The organism is Paraburkholderia kirstenboschensis, from assembly GCF_032806925.1.
In the GTDB taxonomy this organism is placed as follows: Bacteria; Pseudomonadota; Gammaproteobacteria; order Burkholderiales; family Burkholderiaceae; genus Paraburkholderia; species Paraburkholderia kirstenboschensis.
This window is the reverse complement of the sequence record NZ_CP136513.1, coordinates 3,599,611-3,624,890: the sequence shown is the minus strand read 5'-3', so window position 1 is coordinate 3,624,890 and position 25,280 is coordinate 3,599,611. Positions and strand designations below refer to the sequence as shown.

Annotated in this window: 26 protein-coding genes and 2 pseudogenes; 7 read left to right on the top strand and 21 right to left on the bottom strand. The window is 57.2% G+C overall.

From position 1 onward, the window contains the following. The first annotated feature begins 2 nt into the window (after nucleotides 1–2). The gene (locus tag RW095_RS38945; RefSeq protein ID WP_317020937.1) at nucleotides 3–1,235 is read left to right on the top strand and encodes a glycosyltransferase family 2 protein; all 1,233 of its coding nucleotides are present in this window, start codon (nucleotides 3–5) and stop codon (nucleotides 1,233–1,235) included. Nucleotides 1,236–1,501: 266 nt separating this feature from the next. Here the strand turns inward: RW095_RS38945 and RW095_RS38940 are convergent, their stop codons facing one another. The 11 genes from RW095_RS38940 to RW095_RS38890 form a co-directional block, all read right to left on the bottom strand. After that, nucleotides 1,502–2,485, bottom strand: a complete 984-nt coding sequence (locus RW095_RS38940; protein WP_317020936.1) for a glycosyltransferase family 2 protein — start codon at nucleotides 2,483–2,485, stop codon at nucleotides 1,502–1,504. Nucleotide 2,486: 1 nt separating this feature from the next. Further along, nucleotides 2,487–6,320, bottom strand: a complete 3,834-nt coding sequence (locus RW095_RS38935; protein ID WP_317020935.1) for a glycosyltransferase — start codon at nucleotides 6,318–6,320, stop codon at nucleotides 2,487–2,489. 67 nt (nucleotides 6,321–6,387) lie between these two features. After that, entirely contained in the window at nucleotides 6,388–7,140 is a 753-nt protein-coding gene (locus tag RW095_RS38930; RefSeq protein ID WP_317020934.1) for an ABC transporter ATP-binding protein, read from the bottom strand. Further along, nucleotides 7,137–7,949, bottom strand: coding sequence for an ABC transporter permease (locus RW095_RS38925; RefSeq protein ID WP_317020933.1), 813 nt, complete (start codon nucleotides 7,947–7,949; stop codon nucleotides 7,137–7,139). Before RW095_RS38925 ends, RW095_RS38930 begins: the two co-directional genes overlap by 4 nt. Continuing rightward, complete coding sequence (locus RW095_RS38920; RefSeq protein WP_317020932.1) at nucleotides 7,936–8,445, bottom strand: GNAT family N-acetyltransferase; 510 nt, start codon at nucleotides 8,443–8,445, stop codon at nucleotides 7,936–7,938. The genes RW095_RS38925 and RW095_RS38920 overlap by 14 nt, the downstream gene beginning before the upstream one ends. Continuing rightward, nucleotides 8,442–9,572, bottom strand: coding sequence for a DegT/DnrJ/EryC1/StrS family aminotransferase (locus RW095_RS38915; RefSeq protein WP_317020931.1), 1,131 nt, complete (start codon nucleotides 9,570–9,572; stop codon nucleotides 8,442–8,444). Before RW095_RS38915 ends, RW095_RS38920 begins: the two co-directional genes overlap by 4 nt. A gap of 22 nt (nucleotides 9,573–9,594) precedes the next feature. Continuing rightward, nucleotides 9,595–10,146, bottom strand: a complete 552-nt coding sequence (gene rfbC, locus RW095_RS38910) for a dTDP-4-dehydrorhamnose 3,5-epimerase (RefSeq protein ID WP_317020930.1) — start codon at nucleotides 10,144–10,146, stop codon at nucleotides 9,595–9,597. Beyond that, complete coding sequence (gene rfbA / locus RW095_RS38905; RefSeq protein ID WP_317020929.1) at nucleotides 10,143–11,024, bottom strand: glucose-1-phosphate thymidylyltransferase RfbA; 882 nt, start codon at nucleotides 11,022–11,024, stop codon at nucleotides 10,143–10,145. The genes rfbC and rfbA overlap by 4 nt, the downstream gene beginning before the upstream one ends. A 31-nt stretch (nucleotides 11,025–11,055) precedes the next feature. Continuing rightward, entirely contained in the window at nucleotides 11,056–11,997 is a 942-nt protein-coding gene (gene rfbD / locus RW095_RS38900) for a dTDP-4-dehydrorhamnose reductase (RefSeq protein ID WP_317020928.1), read from the bottom strand. Further along, nucleotides 11,990–13,042 carry a dTDP-glucose 4,6-dehydratase gene (gene rfbB, locus RW095_RS38895; protein ID WP_317020927.1) on the bottom strand — a complete coding sequence of 351 codons (1,053 nt, stop codon included), beginning with the start codon at nucleotides 13,040–13,042 and terminating at the stop codon, nucleotides 11,990–11,992. The genes rfbD and rfbB overlap by 8 nt, the downstream gene beginning before the upstream one ends. A 459-nt stretch (nucleotides 13,043–13,501) precedes the next feature. Beyond that, nucleotides 13,502–14,425 carry a GDP-mannose 4,6-dehydratase gene (locus RW095_RS38890; RefSeq protein WP_317020926.1) on the bottom strand — a complete coding sequence of 308 codons (924 nt, stop codon included), beginning with the start codon at nucleotides 14,423–14,425 and terminating at the stop codon, nucleotides 13,502–13,504. Nucleotides 14,426–14,628: 203 nt separating this feature from the next. Between RW095_RS38890 and RW095_RS38885 the strand changes: the two genes are divergently transcribed. Then, nucleotides 14,629–15,513 carry a symmetrical bis(5'-nucleosyl)-tetraphosphatase gene (locus RW095_RS38885; protein ID WP_317020925.1) on the top strand — a complete coding sequence of 295 codons (885 nt, stop codon included), beginning with the start codon at nucleotides 14,629–14,631 and terminating at the stop codon, nucleotides 15,511–15,513. 12 nt (nucleotides 15,514–15,525) lie between these two features. Here the strand turns inward: RW095_RS38885 and RW095_RS38880 are convergent, their stop codons facing one another. Next, nucleotides 15,526–16,365 carry a lysophospholipid acyltransferase family protein gene (locus RW095_RS38880; protein ID WP_317020924.1) on the bottom strand — a complete coding sequence of 280 codons (840 nt, stop codon included), beginning with the start codon at nucleotides 16,363–16,365 and terminating at the stop codon, nucleotides 15,526–15,528. Between the two features lie 222 nt (nucleotides 16,366–16,587). Between RW095_RS38880 and imuA the strand changes: the two are divergent. Both imuA and RW095_RS38870 read left to right on the top strand, forming a co-directional pair. Beyond that, a pseudogene (imuA, locus tag RW095_RS41645) lies at nucleotides 16,588–17,292 on the top strand (translesion DNA synthesis-associated protein ImuA). Between the two features lie 47 nt (nucleotides 17,293–17,339). After that, on the top strand, nucleotides 17,340–17,531 hold the full coding sequence (locus RW095_RS38870) for a hypothetical protein (RefSeq protein WP_317020922.1): 192 nt from the start codon (nucleotides 17,340–17,342) through the stop codon (nucleotides 17,529–17,531). Nucleotides 17,532–17,634: 103 nt separating this feature from the next. Here RW095_RS38870 and RW095_RS38865 read toward each other — a convergent pair whose 3' ends face one another. From RW095_RS38865 to RW095_RS38825, 8 genes and pseudogenes are all read right to left on the bottom strand, one after another. Then, on the bottom strand, nucleotides 17,635–18,594 hold the full coding sequence (locus RW095_RS38865; RefSeq protein ID WP_317020921.1) for a hypothetical protein: 960 nt from the start codon (nucleotides 18,592–18,594) through the stop codon (nucleotides 17,635–17,637). 118 nt (nucleotides 18,595–18,712) lie between these two features. Continuing rightward, nucleotides 18,713–19,093 (bottom strand): DUF1353 domain-containing protein, encoded by a 381-nt coding sequence (locus RW095_RS38860; RefSeq protein WP_317020920.1) that lies wholly within the window; start codon nucleotides 19,091–19,093, stop codon nucleotides 18,713–18,715. Next, nucleotides 19,090–19,530 carry a YajG family lipoprotein gene (locus tag RW095_RS38855; RefSeq protein ID WP_317020919.1) on the bottom strand — a complete coding sequence of 147 codons (441 nt, stop codon included), beginning with the start codon at nucleotides 19,528–19,530 and terminating at the stop codon, nucleotides 19,090–19,092. Before RW095_RS38855 ends, RW095_RS38860 begins: the two co-directional genes overlap by 4 nt. A 41-nt stretch (nucleotides 19,531–19,571) precedes the next feature. After that, complete coding sequence (locus tag RW095_RS38850) at nucleotides 19,572–19,856, bottom strand: hypothetical protein (RefSeq protein WP_317020918.1); 285 nt, start codon at nucleotides 19,854–19,856, stop codon at nucleotides 19,572–19,574. After that, nucleotides 19,853–20,296 carry a hypothetical protein gene (locus tag RW095_RS38845; protein ID WP_317020917.1) on the bottom strand — a complete coding sequence of 148 codons (444 nt, stop codon included), beginning with the start codon at nucleotides 20,294–20,296 and terminating at the stop codon, nucleotides 19,853–19,855. Before RW095_RS38845 ends, RW095_RS38850 begins: the two co-directional genes overlap by 4 nt. Nucleotides 20,297–20,353: 57 nt before the next feature. After that, nucleotides 20,354–20,752, bottom strand: a complete 399-nt coding sequence (locus RW095_RS38840; protein ID WP_317020916.1) for a hypothetical protein — start codon at nucleotides 20,750–20,752, stop codon at nucleotides 20,354–20,356. Continuing rightward, nucleotides 20,749–21,206: pseudogene (locus RW095_RS41640) on the bottom strand (glycoside hydrolase family 73 protein). The gene RW095_RS38840 and the pseudogene RW095_RS41640 overlap by 4 nt, the downstream one beginning before the upstream one ends. Before the next feature lies 1 nt (nucleotide 21,207). Next, nucleotides 21,208–21,456, bottom strand: a complete 249-nt coding sequence (locus RW095_RS38825) for a hypothetical protein (protein WP_317020914.1) — start codon at nucleotides 21,454–21,456, stop codon at nucleotides 21,208–21,210. A gap of 243 nt (nucleotides 21,457–21,699) precedes the next feature. On the opposite strand from RW095_RS38825, the gene RW095_RS38820 reads away from it, so the two are divergent. The 3 genes from RW095_RS38820 to RW095_RS38810 all read left to right on the top strand — a co-directional run bounded on the left by RW095_RS38820 (nucleotide 21,700) and on the right by RW095_RS38810 (nucleotide 23,807). Continuing rightward, the gene (locus tag RW095_RS38820; RefSeq protein WP_317020913.1) at nucleotides 21,700–21,999 is read left to right on the top strand and encodes an XRE family transcriptional regulator; all 300 of its coding nucleotides are present in this window, start codon (nucleotides 21,700–21,702) and stop codon (nucleotides 21,997–21,999) included. A gap of 2 nt (nucleotides 22,000–22,001) precedes the next feature. Continuing rightward, on the top strand, nucleotides 22,002–22,691 hold the full coding sequence (locus RW095_RS38815) for a hypothetical protein (RefSeq protein WP_317020912.1): 690 nt from the start codon (nucleotides 22,002–22,004) through the stop codon (nucleotides 22,689–22,691). A gap of 87 nt (nucleotides 22,692–22,778) precedes the next feature. Further along, nucleotides 22,779–23,807, top strand: a complete 1,029-nt coding sequence (locus RW095_RS38810; RefSeq protein WP_317020911.1) for an acyltransferase family protein — start codon at nucleotides 22,779–22,781, stop codon at nucleotides 23,805–23,807. Nucleotides 23,808–24,179: 372 nt separating this feature from the next. Here RW095_RS38810 and RW095_RS38805 read toward each other — a convergent pair whose 3' ends face one another. After that, a complete protein-coding gene (locus RW095_RS38805) occupies nucleotides 24,180–25,277 on the bottom strand; it encodes an IS5 family transposase (protein ID WP_317022831.1) in 1,098 nt (365 codons plus the stop codon). Nucleotides 25,278–25,280: the final 3 nt, after the last annotated feature.

The following is a 25,280-nucleotide window of genomic DNA, read 5'->3' as shown; positions in this document are numbered from 1 at the left end:
TTATGCCTAAGGTAAGCGTTTTACTGCCGACATTCCGGCGAAATGAGTCGGGAAAGCTTGCGCGAGCGATAACCACTGTACTAGATCAATCCTTTACGGACTTTGAGTTGTTCGTTGTCGACGATGGATCGTCCGATGGGAGTGCTGAGACGATACAACAGTTTTGCCGCAGCGATCCCAGGGTCATCCATGTGCGATTCGAAGAGAACGTCGGATTGCCCGCACTTACCACCGCCAAAGCATTTCGTCAGAGCCGCGGAGAGCTGATCGCCTGGATGTTTGACGACTGCGAGTGGGAGCCGAATTATCTGCATGAAATGGTTTCAGCGCTAGATTCGCACAGCTCAGCGGGCATTGCGTATGCGCAATGCGAAGCGCATTTTGCATCAGGCTCCAAAATTATCGGCGAACCCGTCAACATAGCAAAGCTTAAAACCGGGGACAATCACATTCCTAATGGGGCGACCGTAGTACGACGAGAGGTTTTCTATTCGATCGGCTGGTATGACCCACGAATTCTGCTTGTCCGGAATAATGACTGGGATTTTCTGCAGCGCGCCATTGATAGTGTGGAATTTCTCTTCGTGCCTCAGGTTTTGAGCCACGAATTCGGCGTCGCATTAGCGGACTCGCTTGGGAATTCTTACGACACGGATTTTGACTTGGTGAAAAAAATCACATCAAGCAATCGTTCCGCGGAACTGCATCCTGATTGTGTCGAAAATTGCGACATTCTCTCAATCCCAGCAGACATTTCGCTAAATGAAGAATTGACTGAAACCTATCTGCGGATCGTCATTCAATATGTGATTAAGGGCTGGCGGCAAGCCCTCCTTCCCAAACTGGCTAGTGTGAATGCCTTCTCCTCGTATTCAGATGTACTGTCATCGCAACCCGAAATGCTCAAATGGTGGTCTTCCGCCATGGCGAAGAGTTCGTACAAGCAAATCGAGCAGAAGAATATTTACATTCACCAGCAAATTGATTATGCCGAAAAGCAGCATATCTACATCAACTCCCTGCACGATAAAATTAATGAACAGTCGGAGTACATCCAAACCCAACGCGCCATACTCGACGAACAGGCCGCGCATATTCAGATGCAATTAGCGAAACTTGAGGAACGGGAAGCGTACATCGCATCGCTACTTGCAAACAGTGCGTCTCAGTCTGTTTTGTGTAGGAAAGCTCGAAGTTTGATCTCGCGGATAGTACGTCGACGAGCCACGCGCTGAAGCATGACTTCTGAGCATCAAGGCGATGGGTATGGTGAGACGGGATTTTCCTCTTCTTTGTGACCAGTTCCCGCGACCCAAGTCGCTTCACCAAGGGTGGCCCCTCGGTGAGATGGGAACGGTCAATGCCACTCTTGAAGACCGTCGATGAGTGAGCTTGATAATTTCCGGTCAGAGGCAACCCGATCGCTGCCTAGCCCAACAACATCAATTCCGGCGAAGACTATGCTAGGACGGTAGGCGGCTCGTCGCGCCAGGTGAGCCGCTTACCTAGGACGCAAGGAGACGTCGAGTACTCCGCTGCGCCCGTTCACGCCATCAAGCAGCCCTTGAAACATACGGCGCAACCTTATCCAGCGCGGTGCCATACCCAGTCCGAAGAACACAATGGAGCCAATTAGGCGCACGATGAGAAATAGCCTCCACGCCAAAGGCATTTGAATTGCCTTCAATATTAACAGCGTATTCCGACACATGTAATAGTCTCGGATCGGCGAATGAACAAATACTTCGCGCCAACGCCCTAGCCACACTCTAACGACCTCGTCGCCCAATGAATGCGTCAAGTGAGCACCACACACGGCAAATAGCCGATATTTGGCTGCGCTTGCGCGCAAACACCAGTCCGTATCGACGTGATCGATGAACAACCCCTCGTTCATACCGCCGACCTCCTGCAAGACGTCCCCTCTGACAAGAGTACCGGAAGAGATCAAAAAATCGACCGCAAGTTCGGAACAGTTGTCCGCGCAATGCACGCGACTCAACCAGAGTCGGCCTGCTCGCACAAAGCGGCCATGAGTGCCCGTCCGACGGTCAATCACAACCGGTCCCACCGCGCCGACACTTACGTTCTGCCGACGGAGTTTGACGTCGGTTGCCACCAGTTTTTCGACCATTCCGGACGCAGGTATGCTGTCGTGATCGAGAAACAACACATAGTGATGATGGCCCGGTCGGTCGGATTCGACCCGCGCTGCAACTGCGAGCCCGCGATTCTGTGCAGCCGCGATACCTAAATTCGCCTCAAGCGCTTCAAGCACGCACACATGACGCAGAGCAAGTTGTTCGATTTGCTCCGCGATATGACCCGCCGATCCGTTGTCGACAATCACAGTACGAGAAACCTGCGCTTGCAACGACTCAATCATGGTCTGCAATGTCGGTAAGTCTGGATTGAAAGTGACAATGACCGCGACTACATGAGGTCGCTCTGGATCGGACAGGTTGCCTGAGCTTGGAAAGACCATTTCACCTGCCCCGGGAACCGTTCATCCGTCGCACAATGCCTGCCGCAAGCGTCCGGACACGCCCGACGCGCACCCATGCACGGATCTTCGTTTGACTCACCCACCGGCGCATCTGAATTCGCATCGCAGCCGCTGACCGAGCGTTGCTGGGAGGCAATGTGGTTGAATTATCGCGCGCGAAATCAAGCAAAAACTTCCGCCACTGATTCGCTACCTCGCTTTGGGCATAGTTGTTCTTCACATCTTCCCGTGCTGCTTTCGCGATGCGTCTACGAAGTTCGTTATCGACCACGAGTCGCTCCAATGCTTCGTACCAGGCATCAACCGTGTGGCGGACAAGCAGTCCGGTCACGCCGTCAACGACGGTCTCAAGATAGGGCGACGTATTCGTGTAAATGCCTGCGATCCCTAACGCGCCATACTCGCGATATTTGTTATTGGTCTTATAAAGATTCGCAGCCGATGCCGCCATCGGCGCGAGCCCGATATCGAGCGCGTACGACGCTTTCAATCTGATGAACTCTGCATAGTTCGCGACTTGCTGTACATGAGTCACTCGCTCGGAGTTCGCCAATTCGGGAGGGCAGTACCCGAAGAAGGTCAACGTAACATGACTGTACTGATCGCGGATACGAGCCAGCGCCGGCAAAATCTCTACGAAATCGTCCGCTCGCGTGATGCTCCCAGCGAACCCAATCCGTATTTCATTCGGGTGCTCTTCTGCCGAAGGCAGTCCTTCCAACAGAGAGAAATCAAACGGCGCGTTCAAATACGATATGTGTGTTCCGGGGTACCGATCAGTTATGTACTTGCCAAGGCGCGGCGCATTGACGATGACTGTCTTTGCCTCCGTAATCGAACGATCGAGCGTCTGACGCACAGGTGCACATTGGTAAAACTGTGCCAATGGCGTGTCCCCGGTGAGTTCCCAGAAATTGTCGTCGATATAGTAGACAAACGGGACGCTTGCTGCCTTCATCCACTCGATCATCGGCAGCGACGCCGGGCTTGCGGTCCGGCTGAGGATGACTATGCCGCCATCAAACAGGACGTCGGGCGTGAATTCCGACAAGAGCAACGCTTCCACTCTTCCGCGCGTCCCAATGGCCTCGGACACCAGTCGACGAATGATCTGGTTCGTAGGGATGTCACCCTCGATCACGAACTTGATATCAATGAAAGTCGAGGCGTCCGCATTCTGCGAAACGTTTGGCGAGGACTGCAGCAGTGAGCCAGGTTCACGGCACTGTTCAGAATCTGACATTATCAGCTCAGCGAATGGCGTCGGCGGGGCATATGAGGTGCCGAACCGGCGTCGATTGATAAATTCATAAACATATACCGGCATGGACGAACGGCACCGGAGCCGGATGAGCCAACCCGCACCTCCAGCAATTCGAAGCGGGCCAAAGGCAAACCGCACGGGCTGGGTAAAATCGAGATGACTCAATTCCCGCGAGGCCCGGGCAGTGAGTTCACCGCTTGGAGATATCAGTTCGACGACTATCTTGCCTTCCGTCGGCCCATCCACGGCAAGGGCGAACGATATTCCTCCAAGCGTACACTCGGGCAAGGTCACCCGATAATCGTGAGTCGGCTTCCGGTGCAGGCTGTCGCTGAATTCCAACGTGCTGCCGGGACGGCGCCAACCGTACTTGACTGCGTCCTTTTGTACTGCCCAAAATGCCGGGCCGCAGTGCTCCCACAGATCCGAGGGCCTGACGAACACTCGATGCCGCCACGAGTAGCGCCGCATATGACGCAGGGCGTGCAGTTCCTCGATAGTACGCAGCCATGACTCATCCCCACCCAGCGAACGGGAAGTAGGCAGCGGCCGCCCAGCGGCCAACTTGCTGAGGCGTCGCATTTGCGATGGCCACGACGGCACCCCACCCGCCGAATTGACTATTTCGCAAAGAACCTTAAAGTTCTGCTCACCCGAAAATGCAGTTGCGCAGAACGTTCGATTTCTGCTTTTAATGCCTGTCGCGTCCACATGACCGTCAACAATGCTGCGTAACACCCTGTGCCACCCTTCCCGCTCAAATGGCTCATCTACGATCAACGCGACCGTGCCATCCACAATATCGAGGTAAGGTTCAATTTTCGGCAGCACGGCAACCGCATCAACGAAGTTTGCAGTCAGAAGAGGATGCCGCGTTTTGTATTCATTGTTGCGTGTCTTGCTAGGCGCCAACAAAACGTAGTCTGGCGACATTTGCGCAAAGCGGCGAAGTGCAAAAGCGTACCCAAGATCCCATGGCAACAATGTCACCCGCATAGACGCCGGAAGATCGCTGAGCATTTTGCTGTCACTTAGCATGCCCGGCGCAATAAGGTGAATATGTTGTCCGCTTCCAGCGATCTGAGCCAACGCAGGCAGAATCACGTCCCACACGGCTTTCGAACGATGCAGACCGCCCATGAAGGCGAAGACAATTTCACCGGGAACCTTGGGAGTCCGCTTCACTGTGATCTTGCTGCGCATAACCTCAGGCGCTGCGCAGACAACAGGATAATGAAAAAGGCGCGAATGCATATTATGCTGTCGAAAGTATTCCACTAACGGCTCACTGCTCAGCAGCACACCGTCGAACACTTTGAGACTCTCGCGCAATGGTTCGAGATGGAAATCTTCGCCGGACATTTTCAATTCGCCAGTCTCCACCAACATCGGCAAGTTATCGTCCAGAAAGTAATACGTCGGAATGCCGAGCTGCCGCGCGACGTCTAGATAAGCCTCGTACGGCCGTACCGCACGCGAGACGATGATTGCTGTTGCGCGCGCCAACGCCTCAAGCGGCAGGTTCTGCCCTACCGTAACAACACGAACTCTGTGATCGAACGGCGGCGGTAGCAGGTCAAAATAGAGTGTGGTCGAGGCGTCGTACGCGACATTGACGATAAGCAGATAACCGTCCGTTTCGTTATTCGACCCTGCAACCTCCTTGGCCCCGTCGACTCGGTGCTCGCCCAGTCGACTACGCATCAGATCGGCGCAGACTTCACGAGTTATCTTTGCATGCGTCGGATCAGGTGCATCCAGCTGGTAATCGTCAATAAACTCAAGCAGCAACCGATCATTACGGAATGTGCGCATCCATTCTTCGACCGCCCAAAGGTCGACCCCGGCTGCCTCCGCGCGAATCGTGCTTGCATCGCAAACACCGACTGCAACGTCGACGGCCTTCATTTCAAAAGACTCGGAAAGCCTGCGCCAAAAATCCCATTCGGCAGCTTGGGACAGCATGACGTGCGGATCTAGAAAGCCGATGGCTTCGATTGCATAGTGCGGAATCAAAACCGCATTCCGCGCAATGAAGTTATGCACGCGCAATTCGACCATCGACTTACCGCGCTCTTTGTCGCGTTTGACAGCGCGAGCGTTGCCTGACTCATCGTGTTCGACAATGTCAACATAGCCAAAACAGATGAATTCAGGTGTGCGTTGCGCCTCCTGCAGCATCTGCTCCAAGGCTTCGCGATGGAATCGATCGCTTTCTTTTGCCAATACATAAAGAGAAGCGCGAGCACGCTTCAAAGCTTCGATCCAGCCGACGGCCGGAATGCCGGCAACAGTTGCGCGCCGCAAAACGGCAAGGCGGGGATCGCGCTTCTGCGCGCTGGCAAGCCAAGTTGAAACTTCGGCGTCGCGCGTATCGTCAATGACGATCAGTTGGATCGCTTTGAGCGTTTGCGCCAAGACTGACTCGACAGCACGTGCGAGTTCCGACTTGCCGTCACCTCCGACATACAATAGAAGCGACACATCAGGCTGCGAGTTATCCGACTCGGCGAACCATTGAGTATCTCTAATTACCGCTTCAACTTTCATTCACAATCCTTCACCGCAACGAACTACATTGGGGACGAGTCATCCAGCGGTCGCCACGGCGCCAGCTTCACTGCCCAGCTTTGCTCTCGTACTCGGTAAGAACGATCTTCGCCGGGCCGTCCATCACGATCTCACCTTTGCGCATCCATATAACGCGCTCGCAGAAAGAAGCCAACATTTCGAGGCTGTGACTTGAAAACACCAGAATCTTTCCCTGCTCCATGAACTCGTGCATTCGCCGCTTCGCCTTGTTAGCAAATTGGACGTCGCCCGCGCCCATGACTTCATCGAGCAGGAGGATTTCGGGATTGATCGCCGTCGACACCGAAAAAGCCAGCCGAATGAACATACCGGCCGAGTACGTCTTAACCGGATAATCGAGAAATTCGCCCAATTCGGAAAACTCGGCGATTTGATGGATGCGCTCCTCGATCTGAGTGGGCGTGAGTCCAAGCAACATGCCACGAATACGAATGTTGTCCCAGCCAGTCTGCGACATTTCGAAACCGGTGGCCAGTTCGAACATTGCCGACACATGACCGGTGATCATCGCCTCACCTGAGGTCGGCGGATAGATGCCCGCCATCACCTTCAGGATCGTACTCTTGCCCGCCCCGTTCAATCCAATCAGCCCGACACGCTCACCGTGCTCAATATCCAGCGTCACACCCTTGAGAGCATGAACTATCCGGCGCTCCCGCTTTTCCGTTCGGCCAGGCCGAAATGCATTCAAGACAGTCGCCTTGAGGCTATCCTGCCGCGCAGACACGTCAAATCTCACGCCTACGTCGCGCAGGCTGATTCTCAGGTCTTCTGTCATAGCACGTACACGATGCGTTGTGACATTTTTTTCACGACATAGGTTGCAGCCACTCCTGCAACGACGCAATAGCTTAAAGCGACGTAACTCACTTCCGCAGGCGGAGCCTCGCTATTCAGCAACGGATAACGCACGATTTCGATGAGGTAATACAACGGGTTGAACATATAGACAAATGCCAATCCACGGTCCTTCAGCATAGTGACCGTAAAAATTACTGGCGTAAGATAAAAAGCGATCTGAATCAAGCTACCCAGAAGATGAGGCAAGTCGCGAAAACGCACACCAATGTGCGCCACGATCACCACGTGGAAGAAGTTGATAATCAGGAACAGCATGAAGCCGGGTACAGCCCATAACGCGCCCCAGCCTATCGGACGTCGATAAAGCGCCATACTTACGAAGAATACAAATAGCCCGACCGAAAAAACGACTGTGTACGGCACCATCGCCCGATAAAGATAGATGATCTTCGGGAACGGGAACTGTTTGATATAACCTTCCGCGACAACGAAGGCCATTGACCCTTCCACTAGCGATGATGATATGAATCCCCAGATCACCAAACCCAAAGTAAGAAAAGGAAGGAATTCATTCATCGGCTGATGAAAGAGGCGGCCATATATGAGTCCGACCGCACCAATGACCGCGCCGAGATTGATAAGAATCCATGCCGGTCCAAGCGCGGAACTCCTGAAACGGCTCTTAACGTCCTGAAGCCCCATATGGAGCCAAACGCGCCAGAGTTTCGCAGCGCTCACGAACTCCATCAATGACGGACGAGCGCTGGCGCTATTATATGTGATCATCGATATTCCGTTCCATTATCACAAGCCCGTCAATAGCGGTCTGCTCCACAAAACCGAGCGTCCGATAAAGACGGCGAGCGCGCAAATTGGTTTCAAATACCTCTAAGTAGACCGAAGAAAGCGACAGCTGATTCGCAGCAAAACGCATCAGCGCCACAATGGCTTCGCGCATTCGACCCTGCCCCGCGAACTCGGGCGCAACGACAAAACGCCCGACCTCGGCGCGCCCGCTTGCCGGGTCGATTGAATAGATCGCGACTTGACCAACCCGCTTGCGTGTCGCCAAGTCCTCAACCATGAAGACAATGTCGTCAGCCTTGGCCTGATAGCGGCCAAACCACTGGTAATGCTGCGCCCACGTCAACACATCCGACGTTTTGAAATGCTGCCGAGCCCCGTCGCGATTGCGCCACTCGAGAGTCACCGGCAAATCCGATTCCTCCAGTAGGCGCAAGCGTATTGAACCCGACGTGAACGGCGGATAGATCTGCTTCATGCTGCAGCGTAGCGAGTCACCAGACTGGCAATCAATTCAACATCTTTCCGCGATACACCCATGTGCATGGGTAGCGACAGGATTTCGTTGCTTGCCTGCTGCGACTTCGGGCATTGGCCTTTGCCGTGCGCATACATCCGATATTCGGTGTTATCGCGATAGTGAACGCCAGGATAAATTTCATGCTCGTTGAGCGCCAGCATCAACTCATCGCGATTCTTCACGCGAATCTGGAACAAATGGCGCGATGATTCGCAACCCTTGGCAATCGGGATGAGGCGCACGTTGGCATGTCCGCTGAGCAACTCCTCGTACCAGTTGGCGAGTTGCCGACGGTAGGAGTTGTCATTGTCCAGATACTTCAGTTGCACCAAGCCGATCGCAGCCATGATCGAGTTGCCGTGGTACTTGAAGCCCACTTCCTCGACGTCGTACATCCACTTGTACGCACCTTGCGAAGCGGTACGCGCATACGTGTCCTTGTTGATGCCGAGCCAGCTCATCTTGCGAGCGCGCACATCATCTTCCGCGTCGCGGAAACAGATCATGCCAGAGTCTGCCGTGGGCAGATTCTTGACAGCCTGGAAGCTGAACACGGTGACATCGGCGTCATGACCGACGTGCTTGCCGTGGAAACGCGTCCCCGACATATGCGCAGCGTCTAGAATCAGAGCCAGACCGCGATCGCGGCACAGCTTCAGAACGCGTTCGTACTGACCGATGTTACCGCCCACGCCGACATAGATCACGGCTCGTGTCCGGTCGGTAATGCATGCTTCGATGCTTTCGGGGTCGAGGCACAGCGAATCGTCGACATCGGCAAATACCGGCGACAGTTGCGAATAAAGAATCGCGTGGTTCGACGATACAAAAGTCAGCGGCGTTGTAATGACTTCGTCGCCGTCGATCCAATTATGTTTCGTTTTGAGCAATTCGAAGGCAAGGTGCAAGCCGACCGTATTGGAGCTCAGAAAGTGCGCATGCGGGAGGCCCGTGTAAGCCTTCCATGCCTCTTCGAACTGATTGGTTTTGAAACCCAGTCCGGTCCAGCCCTTCTCAAGGCATTCCTTGATCTCGTCGAGGCATTCCTGGATGCGGAAATTAGGTACGAACAACTGAATAGCCATAAAAATCTCCTCGAGAGTCGGGCTAGTTAAATAATTCGGCGTTGGCAAGTGCAGGCGCTGAAGCATCTTTCTTCGACAGCAGCGGCTCACCCTCGAACGGCCATTCAATTCCAATGACGGGATCGTTCCACGCCAATGAGCGCTCGTACTCTGGCGCGTAATAATCGGTCGTCTTATACAGGAACTCGGCAAATTCCGACAGCACGACGAAACCGTGCGCGAACCCCTCCGGAATCCATAACTGCCGCTTATTCTGATCGGACAACTCGACGCCAACCCATTTGCCGAAGTTCGGAGAACTACGACGGACATCGACAGCGACATCAAAAACCAAGCCGCTCGTCACGCGAACCAGCTTGCCCTGCGGCTGCTGGATTTGATAATGCAACCCGCGCAACACCTTGCGCGCAGAACGGGAGTGATTGTCCTGAACGAAGTTGCGCTCAATGCCCGTACCTTCGGAAAATTCGCGAGCATTGAAACTTTCGAAAAAGAAGCCGCGGTCGTCGCCGAACACTTTGGGCTCCAGAGTCACGACTTCCGGAAGCGCAGTGCGGATAACGGTCAGATTCATGCAACGGTTTCCTTCAGAATCCGGTAGAGGTATTGGCCATACGCATTTTTTGCGAGCGGTGCGGCTAACGCATCAAGGTCAGAGACAGAGATCCAGCGGCTGCGGAATGCGATCTCTTCCGGGCAGGCGACCATCAAACCTTGTCGCTTTTGCAGCGTTGCAATGAAGGTCGCAGCTTCCTGCAAGGAATCGTGCGTGCCCGTGTCGAGCCACGCATAGCCGCGCCCCATGATTTCTACATTGAGAGCGGCGTTGCGCAAATAGTGCAGGTTGACGTCCGTAATCTCGAGTTCGCCGCGATCGGAAGGCTTGATGTCCGCGGCGACGTCACACACAGTGTTGTCGTAGAAATACAACCCCGTGACCGCATAGTTGGAGCGCGGAGCTTTCGGTTTTTCTTCCAACGAAACGGCGCGGAAAGCCTGATCGAACTCGACGACCCCATAGCGCTCAGGATCATGCACGTGGTACGCGAAGACGGTCGCACCGGTTTCGCGCGCCGTGGCGCGCTGCAACTGGCCCATCAGATCGTGCCCGTGGAAAATGTTGTCGCCAAGCACGAGCGCCGACGGATCATTTCCAACAAACTTTCTGCCAATGACGAACGCTTGAGCGAGCCCATCCGGCGAAGGTTGAACCTCATACTGAAGATTGAGCCCCCAGCGGCTGCCATCACCCAGAAGCTCGGAAAAACGCGGCGTGTCCTGCGGCGTCGAAATGATCAGAATGTCGCGAATGCCCGCGAGCATCAAAGTGCTCAGCGGGTAGTAGATCATTGGCTTGTCGTATACCGGCAGCAACTGCTTTGATACCGAACGCGTGATTGGGTAGAGGCGCGTGCCGGAGCCTCCGGCCAGGATAATACCCTTTCTTTTCATGATTTGATCTCTCAAGTTTTCGCCACGCCAATCAGCCGAAAAGACGCCGTCCTTCGATCAACTGCGCAAGCACACGATCGACGCCGTCCTGCCAGTCCGGCAGATCAACGTTTAACGCTGCCCGCAAGCGCGAAGTGTCCAGCCGGGAATTGGCCGGACGTGCAGCACGACTGCCGTAGTCGGCCGACGCGATAGGAGCGACGCGCTCAGGGCTCAAGGCAACCGGAACACCCGAACGGGCAAGCGTTTCAACGATCCGACACGCGTACTGATGCCAATTCGTCTCTCCCGCCGCTGCGACGTGATAAAGGCCATTAGGCATTGGCGACGGACCACTCAGATAGCCGCGCACGGCAAGCGCAGTGACATCTGCCAGCAGCGCCGCTGGCGTCGGGGCACCGACCTGGTCCGCGACCACCGACAGGGACGTACGCGTCAGTGTGGCGCGCGCAATCGATTTCAGAAAATTAGCGCCCTGCAAGCCGAAAACCCAACTCGTGCGAAACACCCAGTAGTCAGCACCCGCGTCGCGGATCGCTAGCTCGCCATCGAGCTTTGACCGGCCATAGACGGACAACGGCGCCGTGATATCGTCTTCCGTATAAGGTGCCTCGCTCGCCCCATCGAAAACGTAGTCGGTCGAATAATGGACCATCAGACTGCCGAGCGCCTTCGCTTCGGCCGCCAGCAAGCCCGGCGCGACTGCATTGATGGCGTACGCCGCGTCCGCTTCGGTTTCCGCGAGATCGACAGCCGTGTAGCCGCCCGCATTGATCACGACGCGCGGTTTCACCGTCCGCATCGTGGTAACGATCTGATCGGCCGATGCAAGGTCGCACGTGTCACGCGCAACCGCCACGACACGACCCAACAGCGACAGGCTGCGGCACAACTCGACACCAAGCTGCCCCCCGGCACCCGTCACGAGAATCGTGTCGGCGCCCCCAGAGAAACCCGGTTCACGATCACGCATAGTGCTGGCCTACCCACTTCCGGTACTCACCAGAGGTGACATCATTCACCCAAGACTGATTGTCGAGATACCACTGCACGGTCTTTTTCAACCCCGTCTCGAACGTCTCGACCGGCCGCCAGCCAAGCTCACGCTCAAGCTTGTGAGCATCAATTGCGTAGCGGCGATCATGGCCAGGACGATCTTTGATGAACGTAATCTGCTCGCGATACGAGCCTTCCGCCTTGGGCTTGAGTTCGTCGAGGAGATCGCACAACGTCTGCACGACCTCGAGATTCGTCTTCTCATTCCAGCCGCCGACGTTGTAAGTCTCACCAGGTGTACCGCGCTCGAGCACCTGACGAATCGCCGAGCAGTGATCGGTGACGTATAGCCAGTCGCGCACGTTCTGCCCGTCGCCGTAGATCGGCAACGACTTACCGGCGAGCGCGTTGGTGATCATCAACGGAATCAGCTTTTCCGGGAAATGATACGGGCCGTAATTGTTCGAACAGTTGGTGGTTAGTGTTGGCAGGCCATACGTGTGATGGTAGGCGCGCACCAGATGATCCGACGCTGCCTTGGTCGCCGAATAAGGGCTATTCGGCGCGTACGGCGTTGTTTCGGAAAATTGCGGATCTTGAGGACCAAGCGAACCGAACACTTCGTCCGTGGAAACGGCCAGCATACGGAAGGCCGACTTTTCGGCCTCGGGCAGCTTGCCCCAATAAGCGCGAACCGCTTCGAGCAGCGTGAAGGTGCCGACGACGTTCGTATGCACAAAAGCAGCCGGTCCGTCGATCGAACGGTCTACATGGCTCTCAGCCGCAAAGTGCACGACGGCTCGCGGCGTATGTGCAGCCAGCAGCTTGTCTATTGCCGCACGATCACAGATGTCGACCCGGGCGAATATGTGCTTCTCGCTTCCTTCAAGCGACTTGAGCGTAGCCAGATTCCCCGCATACGTGAGTTTGTCCACGTTAAGTACAGGTTCGTCGTTTGCGCTTAGCCAATCCAGCACGAAATTCGCGCCGATGAAGCCGGCGCCGCCCGTTACGAGAATCATACAAATCCTTAAGGTGTATTCCTGCGCCACAGTGTAAGCAGCGCGCCCGCCCGTCTGTCACCACCGCTAGCAGCAGTAGCCGGCGCTTTTTCTGTGCGGATCCGCGCCAGAAACAAGGGTGGGCTGGCGCGAATGTGCGGGTCGTTAGCATGCCAACACGCACCACAGCCGGGCACAGTCGGGCGGCTTGACGATTGGGGAGCGGAGATTATATGACACTCAGCTTCCAAAAAAACGCCCTAATACGACCCGAAACTTCGAAAGAGTAGCAAAAAGCCTAGGCGCTCTCGCACGAAGCACTCGGCGCCGGCAAGGCGCTGGCACGCCCCGCAAATGTGCAACGTCAGCGCGCCTCGAAGTCGCAGTACCTGACGTCCGATCATTCCTCATGACTAGAACAACCCTGCATCATTTTGTAATTTTTACCGCCAGATGCAGCATTGCCCGCACCGGATTCGGCTAAGTACCCACCCGCGCCGCCAACATCCACCGCAACGTACCCATAAAAGGAATCGCCTCAACCCCCGGTACTAGCGAGCGCAACTTAGCCGGCGACCCAGCCAGCATTTTCACATCGTTATGCCGTACAAACGCGGGGTTGACCTGAATCTCAAGCTCGTGCCCGGTCAAATCACTCGCCGCCGAGAGAATGTCGCGAAGCGTAAACGGCGTGCCCGTACACACATTCACCGTCTCACCAGCCGCCTTGGAATCGAGCAGCGCCTCGTAAGCGCTAGCCACGTAGCGCACGTCGGAAAAATCCCGTGCGACGTCGATATTGCCGAGTTCGATAGAGGGCTCGCGCCGCGCGAAGTGCTCGACGATCTTCGGTACGAGGAAGTTCGACGCCTGTCCGCGGCCCGTGTAGTTGAACGGACGCACAATCAGGATAGGCAACCGGTCGAACCAGGTGTGCACCATCGTTTCCATAGCGGCCTTGCTGGCCGCGTAGTGATTGACCGGCGTGAGCGGAAAGCTTTCGTCGATCGCGTCGCTCGTCACGTTGCCGTACACATTCGCGCTGCTCGCAATCAGCACCTTGCGCGGCGTATGACCGGTCGCGGCACACGCCTCCAGCAGGTTCAGCGTGCCGATCACGTTGACGCGGTAGAAGTCGAGCGGATCGTCGTGGCCGACAAAGCTGATCGCAGCAAGATGAACGATGTAGTCGGGCCGCGCCGTTTCGATCACGCGCCGGCAATTCTCCGGCGAGGTGATATCGAGCCTCAAACGCGTGGGCGTTTCCCGCTCGTCGCGGCCGGCGAAGGTTTCGATCACGGTATGGCCGCGACTGAGCAGGTTATCGACCAGATAGCGGCCAGTGAAGCCGCTCGCCCCGGTGACGAGCGTGCGGACGAGTTGCTTCGCATGGGAAGACGACATGCTTTCTCCGTTCACGAGGGCCATCCTATTGTGATGCAATATCGCGCCGGTCGTTCACCGCATGCGGCCACAACAGCGGTAGCCGAGGCGTGGCGCGATGCCGGCGCTTCAAACGGGCTATTATGTCACGCTCGCTTGCTGCACTGCTTAACGCGGCACGCCCCGTTCGCCGCCGCGTGTATTGAATCGCAAACATTTCCTCGATGACTCCCTTCACCGCGCCTTCGTCCCCTTCGTCAATTTCGCAGCAGCACCCCGTGCCTCTGGCCTTCGGCGACCTGCAAGGATGCCGCACGCCGTTCCAGCGGCTGCTCGCGAAGGCCGCGCCGCCGGCCGGCACGCCGCTATGGTTCGCGGGCGATCTGATCAACCGCGGCGCCGAATCGCTTGCCACGCTGCGCGACATCATCGCGCTCGGCGATCGCGCGGTGCCGGTGCTCGGCAATCACGATCTGCATCTGCTGTCGGTGTCGGCGGGAATTCGCAAGTCGAAAAAGGGCGACACGATCGACGAAATTCTCTCCGCGCCCGATGCCGCCGACCTGCTCGAATGGGTCCGTCACCGACCCATCGCGCATTACGAGAACGGCATGCTGATGGTGCATGCGGGCGTGGTGCCGCAATGGGACGTAAGCCTCACGCTCGAACTCGCCGACGAATTGCAGCGGGCGCTGCGCGCGCCGAACTGGAAGGGGACGCTCTCGGGCCTGTATGGCAACGAGCCGAGCCTGTGGACGCCGAATCTGAAAGGCATCGAACGGCTGCGCGTCACCTGCAGCGCGTTGACGCGCGTGCGCTTCTGCAATGCGGAAGGCGCGATGGACTTTAGCAGCAGCGGCGGCCTGAACGCCGCGCCGCCCGGCTGCATGCCCTGGTTCGACGTGCCGTGGCGCAAAACTGCTGACGTGACCGTGGTGTTCGGCCATTGGGCGGCGCTAGGGCTGATGTTGCGCGACAACCTGATCGGACTCGACTCTGGCTGCGTGTGGGGCGAAAAGCTGTCAGCGGTGCGGCTCGCGCAAAATCCCGCGGAGCGCACACTCACGCAGGTCCAATGCGACAACTGCCGCTCGAGCGGCGGCAATTAAGCGGTACGGGACTTAGACGCCTGGCGAGCGGGCCGGGTTGTCGGCGGGTTCAATCATTGTTTCGGCGGATGCGGACATTTTCGCCTGTTCGGCGACGAGCGCGCCGCTTGTTGCCGCGCCGCCCTGCATCTCCCGCAGCGCCGCTTCAATCACGCCTTGCGCTTGCGCCGCCAACGCACGACGGTCCGCGCCCGCCGCAAGCGGCGCACACACGTACACATGTGCGGTCAACGGCCCGCCTCGCAGCAGCAGGTTAAGCGAGTCCGCGAGCGACAGATCGTCGATATAGGCAGGCGCCGTGGACTGCCGGCCGTGCGCGTCTTCATACATAATGCATAGTGGCTGCACCGGCGCGGCGGCCGACACCGCCGCCTGAAACATATTCGCGTGAAACGGCAACAGCGCGAGTCCATTGGACGTCGTGCCTTCCGGAAACACGCACATCAGCTCGCCCGCGCTCAAACGGTCGGACAGCTCATGCATGATCCGCTTCGCGTCGCTGCGCTTCTCACGCTGGATAAACACCGTATCCAGTTGCTGCGCGAGCCAGCCGACCAACGGCCATTGGCGGATCTCCGCCTTCGACACGAACGGCGTGGCCCGCCACGCATTGATCACATAGATGTCGATCCACGAGATGTGATTGGCCACGACCAGCGCGCCGCGGTCGAGCCGCGCGCCGTCGTTATGCACGACAAGCCGCATGCCGCACAGGCGCAGCATCTTGAGCGACCAGTCGCGATTGAGCGCGTGACGCCGGTCCGGGTCAGCTTTCGGAAAGCGCGTCGCCACGATCCACATGCCGTGCAGTAGATGCGCGATGAGACGGGCCTTGCGTAACGCGAGCTTCATATTCGGATTAGGTTGTTTGAAGCCAAAATATAGCCTTAAATCAACAGGTTAGGCGTCGATTGATGGTGTGTTTATCGATCCAGAAATGCACAATAGCGCACTAATGAAATCAGACACTTGCAAAGGGGATTTGGATTGATTTGCTGATGCATTCTACTGTATATCCATACAGCACGCTGATGCACGTCTATACTGTATATCCGTACAGTGCATGAGGCGGTCATGAGCACACTTTCGACCCCACAACCAGAAAGCATTCACCCGTCGCTCTGGCGCGCATCGCAGTTGGCGCTCGGCCGGATTTCGACAGTCGAGACCGGATACCCGTCGTTATCGGCGGAATTGCCCGGCGGAGGCTGGCCGATCAGCTCACTCATCGAAATACTCGCGCAGACCCACGGGTGCGGAGAAATGCGACTGATCGCGCCAGCGCTCGCGAAATTATCGGCGCCAATCTTGTTGCTCAGCCCACCGGCTGAACCGTCGGTACACGGCTTGGCGTATGCCGGAATCTCGCCAGAGCGGCTCATCCTAGTCCGCGCGCAGCAATCGCGCGATCAGCTCTGGTCAGCCGAACAGGCGCTGACTGCCGGCACGTGCGCCGCAGTGTTGCTCTGGTAAAAGCACGTGCGCGCCGACTCTCTACGCCGTCTCCTTCTTGCCGCACGGTCGACGACATCGCTTTTCTTCGTAATGCGCCATTTGAGCGAAGCGCGCGACGCATCGCCTGCGGACCTGCGCATCGCCGTCAAGCCTTCCGAAGCTGGTGCAGCGGTTGAGATTCTGAAGCGCAAAGGCCCACGATTTGACGGTACGATCGACATTGACCTGAAGCCGGCAACCACTCTGCTCAGCAACCGAGCCCGAGTGCGCCGCGGGACCGCCCCCGTCGAACCGATCCACGCGCCAGAAGGTGTGCACGCCTGACAAATGGGGTCCGCTCCGTGCTCATGGGTCAGCCTAGGAGGTGGATCATGTGCTTCGGAAACCCTGACGCGATATTGGCAGGAATCTTGGGCGCAAAGCCGCTCGAGTCGAACGACCTTGGACATACGGTGCTCGACGACTTCGAGCACTTCTGCGCATACACCGGCTGCTCGGTCGAGCGGATCGGCCCCGAGGCCTTTGCATGGGCAAAGCTGGCTTTCGTCAGTGCATGCACGTGATTGATGCCGCAGACCTAATGCACGCGACGCCACAAACGCGAAAGTTCTCGATATGCCAAAGCCGTTCCAAGCGAAGTGGAACTCGCTCGGAAGGCAGCTTCGATCACAAGACCTTGACGATCTGGGCTGAGCGAATATTGCTCCGGATGTAGGTCGCATTAACCTCGAGTTGGATCTTCTCGCGGTTACGGATGGCCGACCAAAGCTTGTTGATCTGGTCGGCGTCGAATTCTTCGTCTTGCATGATCGCACTGAATTCGCCAGTTTTTGCGCTGGCCAGAATCAGCTTCGTCATGTTGCTGTCGCGCGTTTCCACGCGCACAACGACGAATTCGTCGGTTAGGATTTGAGCGGAGGCTTTTTCCTTCGCCGCACGCTGGTTAACCTCGTCAATTTCATCTTTGTCGAACGTCACAGCACCAACACGCACCTCGGTGGCACCCTGCGCGCGTTTAACAATTGACCTGGCACCCTCTTCCGTAGCCTTCGAGAACTGGGCGGCAACCTTGTTACCAGCGATCGCTTGGGTGATAACCCTGAACTGCTCTGTACGCTCGTGCTCTTGGTCGATCTTCAGATGCGCCTCGACCTCGGCCTTCTTAACATCGGCATTGGCCTCCACGACCTGGACTGCGCCATATGCTGAAGCGATGATCAGAGCCACCGTCGCAACAGTAATCGCCTTATGTTTGCTGTCCATTTTGGAGATGCCTTCGGCGAACTTTTCAAAAAACGTCGTCAACATCGCGGCGATGTCGAGAGACCCATTTTGAAGCTCAAAGACGATCTTGAAATCGTCCTTCTGCTCGGCAGTCAGCCGCCGAATGTCTTCGACGCCATATAGGCTGAAAGCCACGGCATTGTATATCGCTTCCTGAAACTCCCACAGTCCACGAGCGAACTCACCGGGGAAACTGCCGTGATAGTTTTCTCCCTCAATGTGAATCGAGAGCTTTGCCAGATCTCCCTCGACCGCAATCTCTTCAGCGGCGTCGCCCGGGCGGGCAAGATTAGCCGAAATATAATCGATTGCGTCGCCTACCGTCTCCAGTTTAACGGTCATATCTATCCCGCCTTTAGTTTTTTGAGGCGGGAACTGTACCACTTTTGTACTACGGCCAAGTTCGCGTAAAAATACAGCCCACAACCTGTAAAAGCAGAATACAGGCTGTGGGCTGTTTTCATGCAGAGATGGGCTTCTCATCCCAGTGTGAACCGCCGAAGGCACGCACGGCGGCCCACATGATCGTGCGGCGCCACGCCGGAACGCCTGTGATAGCCGATGCCTCACGCAACACCGCGTCTGCCGTCTCGCGATCGACGATGTGAGAGGTGTAGAGATAGTCGTGGACGACCGATGCCTCGTTGCTCGTACCGCCAGCAAGCATGTACGCGATCGGCACGCGCGGTACCGAGGCTAGATCCGTGACAAAGCCCGTCGGCACGACGATAACCTTCCCCGCGACATCCGAGTCGTAGATCAGCGGCGCCGTCAGACGCCACTTCCCATCGTCCATGCCGGTGGCATTCTCCATCACCAGCGAAGTCAGGAACTTGCTCATTGCGTCGCGGCTCCGGACGCGGCCGCCGGCGCGGCGGTCGTCGGCGTGCCGTACTGCGCGAGAGCCGCGGAGAGTGCGACCTGAAACGCCATCAGACCGATCTGCGCACCGGACTTCGCAGCCTCATCGATCGGCAGCAGTGCGATCACCTGCACAGCGGCCGGAATCGACGTATTCACGAGCGCGACCACGCTGGATGGATCGACCGATGCATTGGCGGCGCATACCGAGCCGTTGAGCTTCACCACTTGGCCGATGATGACCTGTTGGGCCGGGTCGCTGACCGTCATCGCCTGCACCGACAGCAGCGTCGGCTGAACGACTGCGCAGGCCTTCGCAACCTGCGTCTGGAAGTTGCCGGCGACCTGCGGCGCATTCGCGCAGCCAGCGAAGAACACGAGCGCGGCGAGGCCTGCCGCAGGCAGCATCTTTTTCATTTCGGGATTTCCTTCAGGTATGCCGCGAGCGCGGCGGGGATTTACAGCTGAGCGGCAGCGGGTGCCACGACTGCGGGCGTTACGACATTCGCCGGATTGAACATCGTCGCCGTTGCGGCGAAATGACCATTGGCAGCGCTGCGCGCGCGAAGAGCATTGATGCCTGTATGCACGGCCGCCGCGAGCGCGCCGGTCACGAGCGCCGAGACGCTATCCGGCACCGGAGCATGGAAGATCGCGGCGAGCGCCCAGCTCACTGCTGGCTCGAGCGTGGCCGCACTGATCGTGATGCCGCCAGTGATGACGCTGGAAGTTTGTTGCTTCACGGTTTCTCCTTCGGGTTGATCTCGTCGGGCGAGAAAATGAAATCGGCGCGCTGGTTGCGCTGCATGATCCAGATGGGGAGCGGCAGCAGGTGAATGCCGTGGTTCTTGCCGCGGTGGTGCTTTTCGCAGAGGACCATCATGTTGTATTCGGAGTCGATGAAATCGCTCGGCTCGCGATAGCTCGACCAGTCGAACGCCGGATGCAACTCGCGCATCTTGTCGAAGTCGATGCCGTCGGCGTCTGCCCATTCCGCGTGGAAGTGATGCACCTCACGCTTTTCCTTTGTCCCGCACACCCAGCACGGCGTGTCGAGCACGGCGATCAGGTGATGCTTCGTCTTGCGGAAGAGCGCCGACTCGGTGCGCGGCGGGTGGTCCGGATAGAAGATGTCGATCTCGATCGACTCATGCTGCTCGTGTTCGTGTGCGACGGTTGTCATGGCCGTAAACGAAAAAACCGCCCGAAGGCGGTTATGCGTGAGAGGGGTAAACGACGGTTATTCGTGTGGCTGCTTTCCGGCGTCGGAAAGATCGACCGTCGTGCCCTTCAGATCGTGTGTGCAGTCGCCAAGGAACGTGATCTGTCCGGGTTGTGCACCGTTACAGCCGACGAATGAGTGACAGACGTGCTTCTTTGGCGGCACGCCGTCTCCCTGCCATTCGTCCCACGTGCTCAGCACGCTCGGTGTGAATACCGGTCGATCGAGGTCGCCGTTGAAGCCCCAATGCGGCTTACCAGCAACGAGCGGAGATTCGACGGTCTCGCCGGCTGGCAGCCAGTTCACGGGAAGGACGTGGAGGCCCGTGCCGCGCGTATCCACGTCGCAGCCGGGACATATCCATTTGATGCCGTAGAACCGGCCTTCGCTGTCGCGGACAATCTTCGCTTTGCTCATGACGCGTCCAGTGTCGACAGGTTGTGCGCCTTGATGATCGACACAATCTTCTGCCCGTATTGCGGATCGGTCGCGTAACCGGCCGCTGCGATTGCGAGCGCGAAGGTCGAGCCGCTCGTGTCTGCGAACGCGGGCTGATAACGCTCGTTGTTGAGCAGGAAAGCCGCGTGATCGTCGATGCACGCCTGCCAGTTCGGGATTTGCGCCACTTCGCGGACACCGTCACCCATTGGCCTTTCAGGAACTCGCGCGTGTCCATCGTGAGCACGTCGCCGTGCCATGCGACGTCCGCTTTGACGCCGAACAGGTTGAACGCCTGTTTCGAGAGCGCGGACGTGCCCCAGCCGGATTCGAGCGCACCCTGTGCCACGACGAACGAGGCGGGGATCTTCGTCGTCTTCGCGCTCGCGCGCGCTGCCGGCGCAATCGCGAAAATGAAGTCGTTCGGGTTCATATCAGTCCAGTGACGGCCACTTGCCGTGAGCGAGAGCCCAGAGAGCGCCAGCGACCGTGAGGAACGGGCCGACCCAGATAACCACACGACGGAGCACGCGCCCTGTCGCCGTGAAGAAGCCGACGCCCGACTTGGCGAGCTTCAGCAGCTCGACCAGTTCCTTTGTGTTCGACTCGACGCGGAGCGTCGCTTCCGTGTTTGTCAACAGTTCAACGCGATAGGCGCTGATCTCCTGCTCGAGCGTGTTCATCCGGCTCTCCAAAGCGGCAATCCGCTGGTGCTCTGCGTGTGGATGGTTCAAAGGCGGCCCCGGAAATGAAAAAAGCCGCTCGATGGCGGCTGGTGGTCGATCGTTATTTGGCTGCTTGACTGCTAGGCGGAATCCGCCTATTCTAATAACCAGATGAAGCGCATCCCGCGCGGCGTCACTCCGAAAGGAAATCCATCATGAAACTCTGCTTTCGCCCGCACTCGCGCGCCGGACAAACTCGATATGCTCTATCAACCGCCTACGGTTCAGCAGCTCAAGCAGCTCAAGGAAGAGCTCGGCTTTACCGGCGCTCAGATGGCGCAACTGCTCGGTCTGTCGAGCAGCCGACGCTGGCGCGACTTGGTCAACGAGAGCAATCCGCAGGGAGTCACACCGGCATCGTTGTTCCTTGGCGCGGCCCGGCTAACGCTCGCCGAGAAAGACATCCAGCGAGTGCTCGAAAAGATGCGCCAAATCGGCGCTGCGATCGACTTGGACGCGAACTCCGACTCCCCGGCGCACGATGGAGAACAACAGCCGTAGCAATGTCGCTAGGCTGTGCGGCCGCGTCCGCACACGCCGATCTGATCGACGACTACGTTGCCCACCCGTTTGGTATCCACGTTCAGGCCGGCATTGGCCTCTCCAAAGCTGACACGCCCGATGGCCGCTGGCAGCAAGCTGGCATCCCTGGAGGCTCGCATGTCACGGCCAAACCGCCAACCTTCTCGCTGGGCCTTACAGGTCCGCTGCTGACGCGCGGCGCTTGGGGCGTTGACTGGCACCTTGACTACGTCAATCTTGGTCGCTTCGCCGCGTCGTGCTCTTGCACGCCGATGGACGAAAACTATGATCCGAAGACACACGCATACACGCCGAAGGTCGCCGTTCCGACAGCCTTTTTCACTGGCGAGGGTCGTTCACAAGGCGCTGCGCTGACAGCTGAGGTCTATTACTGGCTGTACAGCGTCAGGCTCGCGGCCGAGGCTGGCGCTTATATCCATCGCGACTCATGGTCGGAAGACGTTTCCAACTGGCAGGTGGGCGGCTATCCGCAGAATCTGCACCTGTCTGACACCTACTGGTCGGTCGCGCCAGTCGTAGGCGTTTCAGTTGGCTATGGCCGGATGAGCGTATCAGCCCGGCACTACTTTACAAAGCTCAACAGTCAAAACCGTAGCGTTCCACCGCTCTGGAACGACGTGACGACGGTTGAGATGAAAGTGAAGTTTTGAGTCAAGAATTTGCGCGTCCCACGGGTTGGCGATCTAGCTACTACCTCTGCTGTAAAATTACCGTTTGCTGAAAAAAGGATGATCCCTGTGGGCGACTCATTGCATTCGCATCAAAGAATTGGAGCCATACAAAGCCTGCGGGCGATCGCCGCGGTGTTGGTTGTATTTCAACACGTCACGGTGTATACCCTTTACGCACGCGGACTCGATTTTGCACCCTATCTACGCGTCGACTATGGCCGGATCGGGGTCTTGCTCTTCTTTACGATCTCCGGGTTCGTAATGGTTGGCTGCATGGATCAGGGTAAGAAATTCCTCCTGAACCGTGCCACCAGAATCTACCCGGGATTCTGGGCGGCAATCGCGCTGTCGGGAATCTTGCTTTCATCTCCGCACTTCGAGTGGCATTTCACCCTTAAATCCGCGTTCTTGATCCCCACCACGAATGGGAACGAGAGCTACAAGATTCCATACTGGACATTGATGTACGAAGTTGCGTTCTATGCTTTCGTATATGCGCTCGTGCTCTTGAAGCTGACGAAGCGATCGATCAATACGGTGTGCATCGCGTGGGTCATGTTGTTGATATGGGTTAGTAAATATACCCAAATCTCGCTGTTTCTTCCGGGCCCGATGGTACTGCTCTCGACCGCGAACGTGTTTTTCATATCCGGGATCTTGTGCGCGCTTCATCGAGACGCGCTCGTTAGAATTCCCAGCATCTGGCTTGCGATCGCGGCCCTTGGTTGTTGGAGCATCGGTGATATGTGGAAAGACCCCAATCCCATGCAAGGCAACCTCGTACTCGCCTTCGCATTCGCAGCCACACTCGTTCTCAGCATCAAGCATCTGAACTTAAAGCCCCTAGAACGGTTGGGGAACTTTTCGTATGGCGTATACCTTGTTCACGTTCCGATCGCGTTGGCCACTATAGATGCAATGAAGCGCATCGCGCCGGGAACGAGAACGTCCGTCTTATGCATCATCGTCTTCATAAGCGCATACCTCGGTTCTTCGATTTTTGGATTTATCGAGTATAAGTTCCATCGCGCAGTTTTTGGGCGGCGCACAAGATTACGCAAAGCCAATCCTCAAAGCATCACAAACAGTTTCTAGATAAGGCTAGCGAGAAACAAGAACTTGGACGGCGCGCGCGGTCTAGCAGCTCTATCTATTGCAATTGCCTTGCGCAGGCGCACCGCGCGCAGGCGCACCGCGCGCTGGCCGACCTGCGGATACCACTTCAAAGTCTTCATGGCGGCAGCCTAGATCGCGTACAAGCCACGCTTACCCGGCCTTGGAGTGGGTATCAAGCGTTTTTCCGCACCCTTAACAGGTTGCTGAAGTACCCATCAGTGGAAGCAGCACCCCTCCGCTTACGCAGCTTCTGTTGCAAGCTTTTTCGCATTGCGAAATTTCAGCGCGGATTCAACATCATTTTCGATGGCCTAAGGCCAATTTCTGGGCTCGTTGCCGCCATTTCCGCCACTACGGGCGGACTTGTCCCAGTGAACGCATGCGCACGAGGTTGTAGGCCGCCATGTTCAACACGAACATCTGGTCCACCTTCTTCAAGCCACGCACCATGACCTGGCGCATGCGTCCCACGGTCTTGGCCCATCCGAAACCTTGTTCGATCAACTTGCGCTTTTGCTGCGAAATGGCGTAGCCCACGCTTGAGGCAATCGTATCGGGCACCGCTGAACGCCGGCCCGAAGTGTTTTGTGCAACGTGCGGTGTAACTTTCATCGCCTGGCAGGCCTCGATAAATTCCTGTGCGTCGTAACCCTTGTCCGCACCCAGCGTGATTTCCACGTTGGGGTCTTCTGCCACTTGCCTTGCATCGTTGATCATGATCTTGGCCGCCTCGCGTTCAGCGTGCCCGTCAGCACTGGTCACGCGCGCGTTGACTACCAGGCCGTGCAGATTATCGGTCAGCGTATGGCCCATGTACCGCAATTCGCTGGCCGTCTCGCCTTTGCGATAAAGACGCGCATCGGAATCGGTCTTCGACTGGTGCGTCTCGTTGCTGCGCTTGCTACCCTTGAAGTCACCCGCACTGCCACCGTCGTTGTCCTGATCGTCACCCTCCTTGCGCACGAAGCTTTTGTGTCCCGCCCACGCCTGGATCAGCGTGCCGTCTACGCTGAAGTGCTCGCCCGAGAGCAGATCCTTCTTCCGAGCGATGGCCACCACCTCGTTGAAGAATTCGATCACTGCGTCGTGCTTGATTAACCGCTCGCGGTTCTTCGTGAAGACCGTGGGCACCCACACCACATCATCCATTGCCAGACCAATGAACCAGCGAAACAGGAGGTTGTATTGCACCTGCTCCATGAGCTGGCGTTCCGAGCGGATGCTGTAAAGCACCTGAATGAGCATGGCTCGCAGCAATTTCTCCGGCGCGATGCTCGGCCGCCCGCCCTTTATGTCGGCTTCGTACATCCCGGCAAACAGTCGATCCATCTTCGCGAGCGCTTTGTTCGCCATGACGCGAATCGCACGCAGCGGATGCGAGGCCGGAACGAAGTCGTCCAGCTTGCGAAAAGAAAACAAACTCTCGGTAAACGTGTCAGCGCCGCGCATGAT

Excerpts from the sequence above, each read along its gene's own strand:
- RW095_RS38945 (WP_317020937.1), top strand. The coding sequence starts at position 3 with ATGCCTAAGGTAAGCGTTTTACTGCCGACATTCCGGCGAAATGAGTCG.
- RW095_RS38940 (WP_317020936.1), bottom strand. The coding sequence starts at position 2,485 with ATGGTCTTTCCAAGCTCAGGCAACCTGTCCGATCCAGAGCGACCTCAT.
- RW095_RS38935 (WP_317020935.1), bottom strand. The coding sequence starts at position 6,320 with ATGAAAGTTGAAGCGGTAATTAGAGATACTCAATGGTTCGCCGAGTCG.
- RW095_RS38930 (WP_317020934.1), bottom strand. The coding sequence starts at position 7,140 with ATGACAGAAGACCTGAGAATCAGCCTGCGCGACGTAGGCGTGAGATTT.
- RW095_RS38925 (WP_317020933.1), bottom strand. The coding sequence starts at position 7,949 with ATGATCACATATAATAGCGCCAGCGCTCGTCCGTCATTGATGGAGTTC.
- RW095_RS38920 (WP_317020932.1), bottom strand. The coding sequence starts at position 8,445 with ATGAAGCAGATCTATCCGCCGTTCACGTCGGGTTCAATACGCTTGCGC.
- RW095_RS38915 (WP_317020931.1), bottom strand. The coding sequence starts at position 9,572 with ATGGCTATTCAGTTGTTCGTACCTAATTTCCGCATCCAGGAATGCCTC.
- rfbC (WP_317020930.1), bottom strand. The coding sequence starts at position 10,146 with ATGAATCTGACCGTTATCCGCACTGCGCTTCCGGAAGTCGTGACTCTG.
- rfbA (WP_317020929.1), bottom strand. The coding sequence starts at position 11,024 with ATGAAAAGAAAGGGTATTATCCTGGCCGGAGGCTCCGGCACGCGCCTC.
- rfbD (WP_317020928.1), bottom strand. The coding sequence starts at position 11,997 with ATGCGTGATCGTGAACCGGGTTTCTCTGGGGGCGCCGACACGATTCTC.
- rfbB (WP_317020927.1), bottom strand. The coding sequence starts at position 13,042 with ATGATTCTCGTAACGGGCGGCGCCGGCTTCATCGGCGCGAATTTCGTG.
- RW095_RS38890 (WP_317020926.1), bottom strand. The coding sequence starts at position 14,425 with ATGTCGTCTTCCCATGCGAAGCAACTCGTCCGCACGCTCGTCACCGGG.
- RW095_RS38885 (WP_317020925.1), top strand. The coding sequence starts at position 14,629 with ATGACTCCCTTCACCGCGCCTTCGTCCCCTTCGTCAATTTCGCAGCAG.
- RW095_RS38880 (WP_317020924.1), bottom strand. The coding sequence starts at position 16,365 with ATGAAGCTCGCGTTACGCAAGGCCCGTCTCATCGCGCATCTACTGCAC.
- RW095_RS38870 (WP_317020922.1), top strand. The coding sequence starts at position 17,340 with ATGTGCTTCGGAAACCCTGACGCGATATTGGCAGGAATCTTGGGCGCA.
- RW095_RS38865 (WP_317020921.1), bottom strand. The coding sequence starts at position 18,594 with ATGACCGTTAAACTGGAGACGGTAGGCGACGCAATCGATTATATTTCG.
- RW095_RS38860 (WP_317020920.1), bottom strand. The coding sequence starts at position 19,093 with ATGAGCAAGTTCCTGACTTCGCTGGTGATGGAGAATGCCACCGGCATG.
- RW095_RS38855 (WP_317020919.1), bottom strand. The coding sequence starts at position 19,530 with ATGAAAAAGATGCTGCCTGCGGCAGGCCTCGCCGCGCTCGTGTTCTTC.
- RW095_RS38845 (WP_317020917.1), bottom strand. The coding sequence starts at position 20,296 with ATGACAACCGTCGCACACGAACACGAGCAGCATGAGTCGATCGAGATC.
- RW095_RS38840 (WP_317020916.1), bottom strand. The coding sequence starts at position 20,752 with ATGAGCAAAGCGAAGATTGTCCGCGACAGCGAAGGCCGGTTCTACGGC.
- RW095_RS38825 (WP_317020914.1), bottom strand. The coding sequence starts at position 21,456 with ATGAACACGCTCGAGCAGGAGATCAGCGCCTATCGCGTTGAACTGTTG.
- RW095_RS38820 (WP_317020913.1), top strand. The coding sequence starts at position 21,700 with ATGCTCTATCAACCGCCTACGGTTCAGCAGCTCAAGCAGCTCAAGGAA.
- RW095_RS38815 (WP_317020912.1), top strand. The coding sequence starts at position 22,002 with ATGTCGCTAGGCTGTGCGGCCGCGTCCGCACACGCCGATCTGATCGAC.
- RW095_RS38805 (WP_317022831.1), bottom strand. The coding sequence starts at position 25,277 with ATGCGCGGCGCTGACACGTTTACCGAGAGTTTGTTTTCTTTTCGCAAG.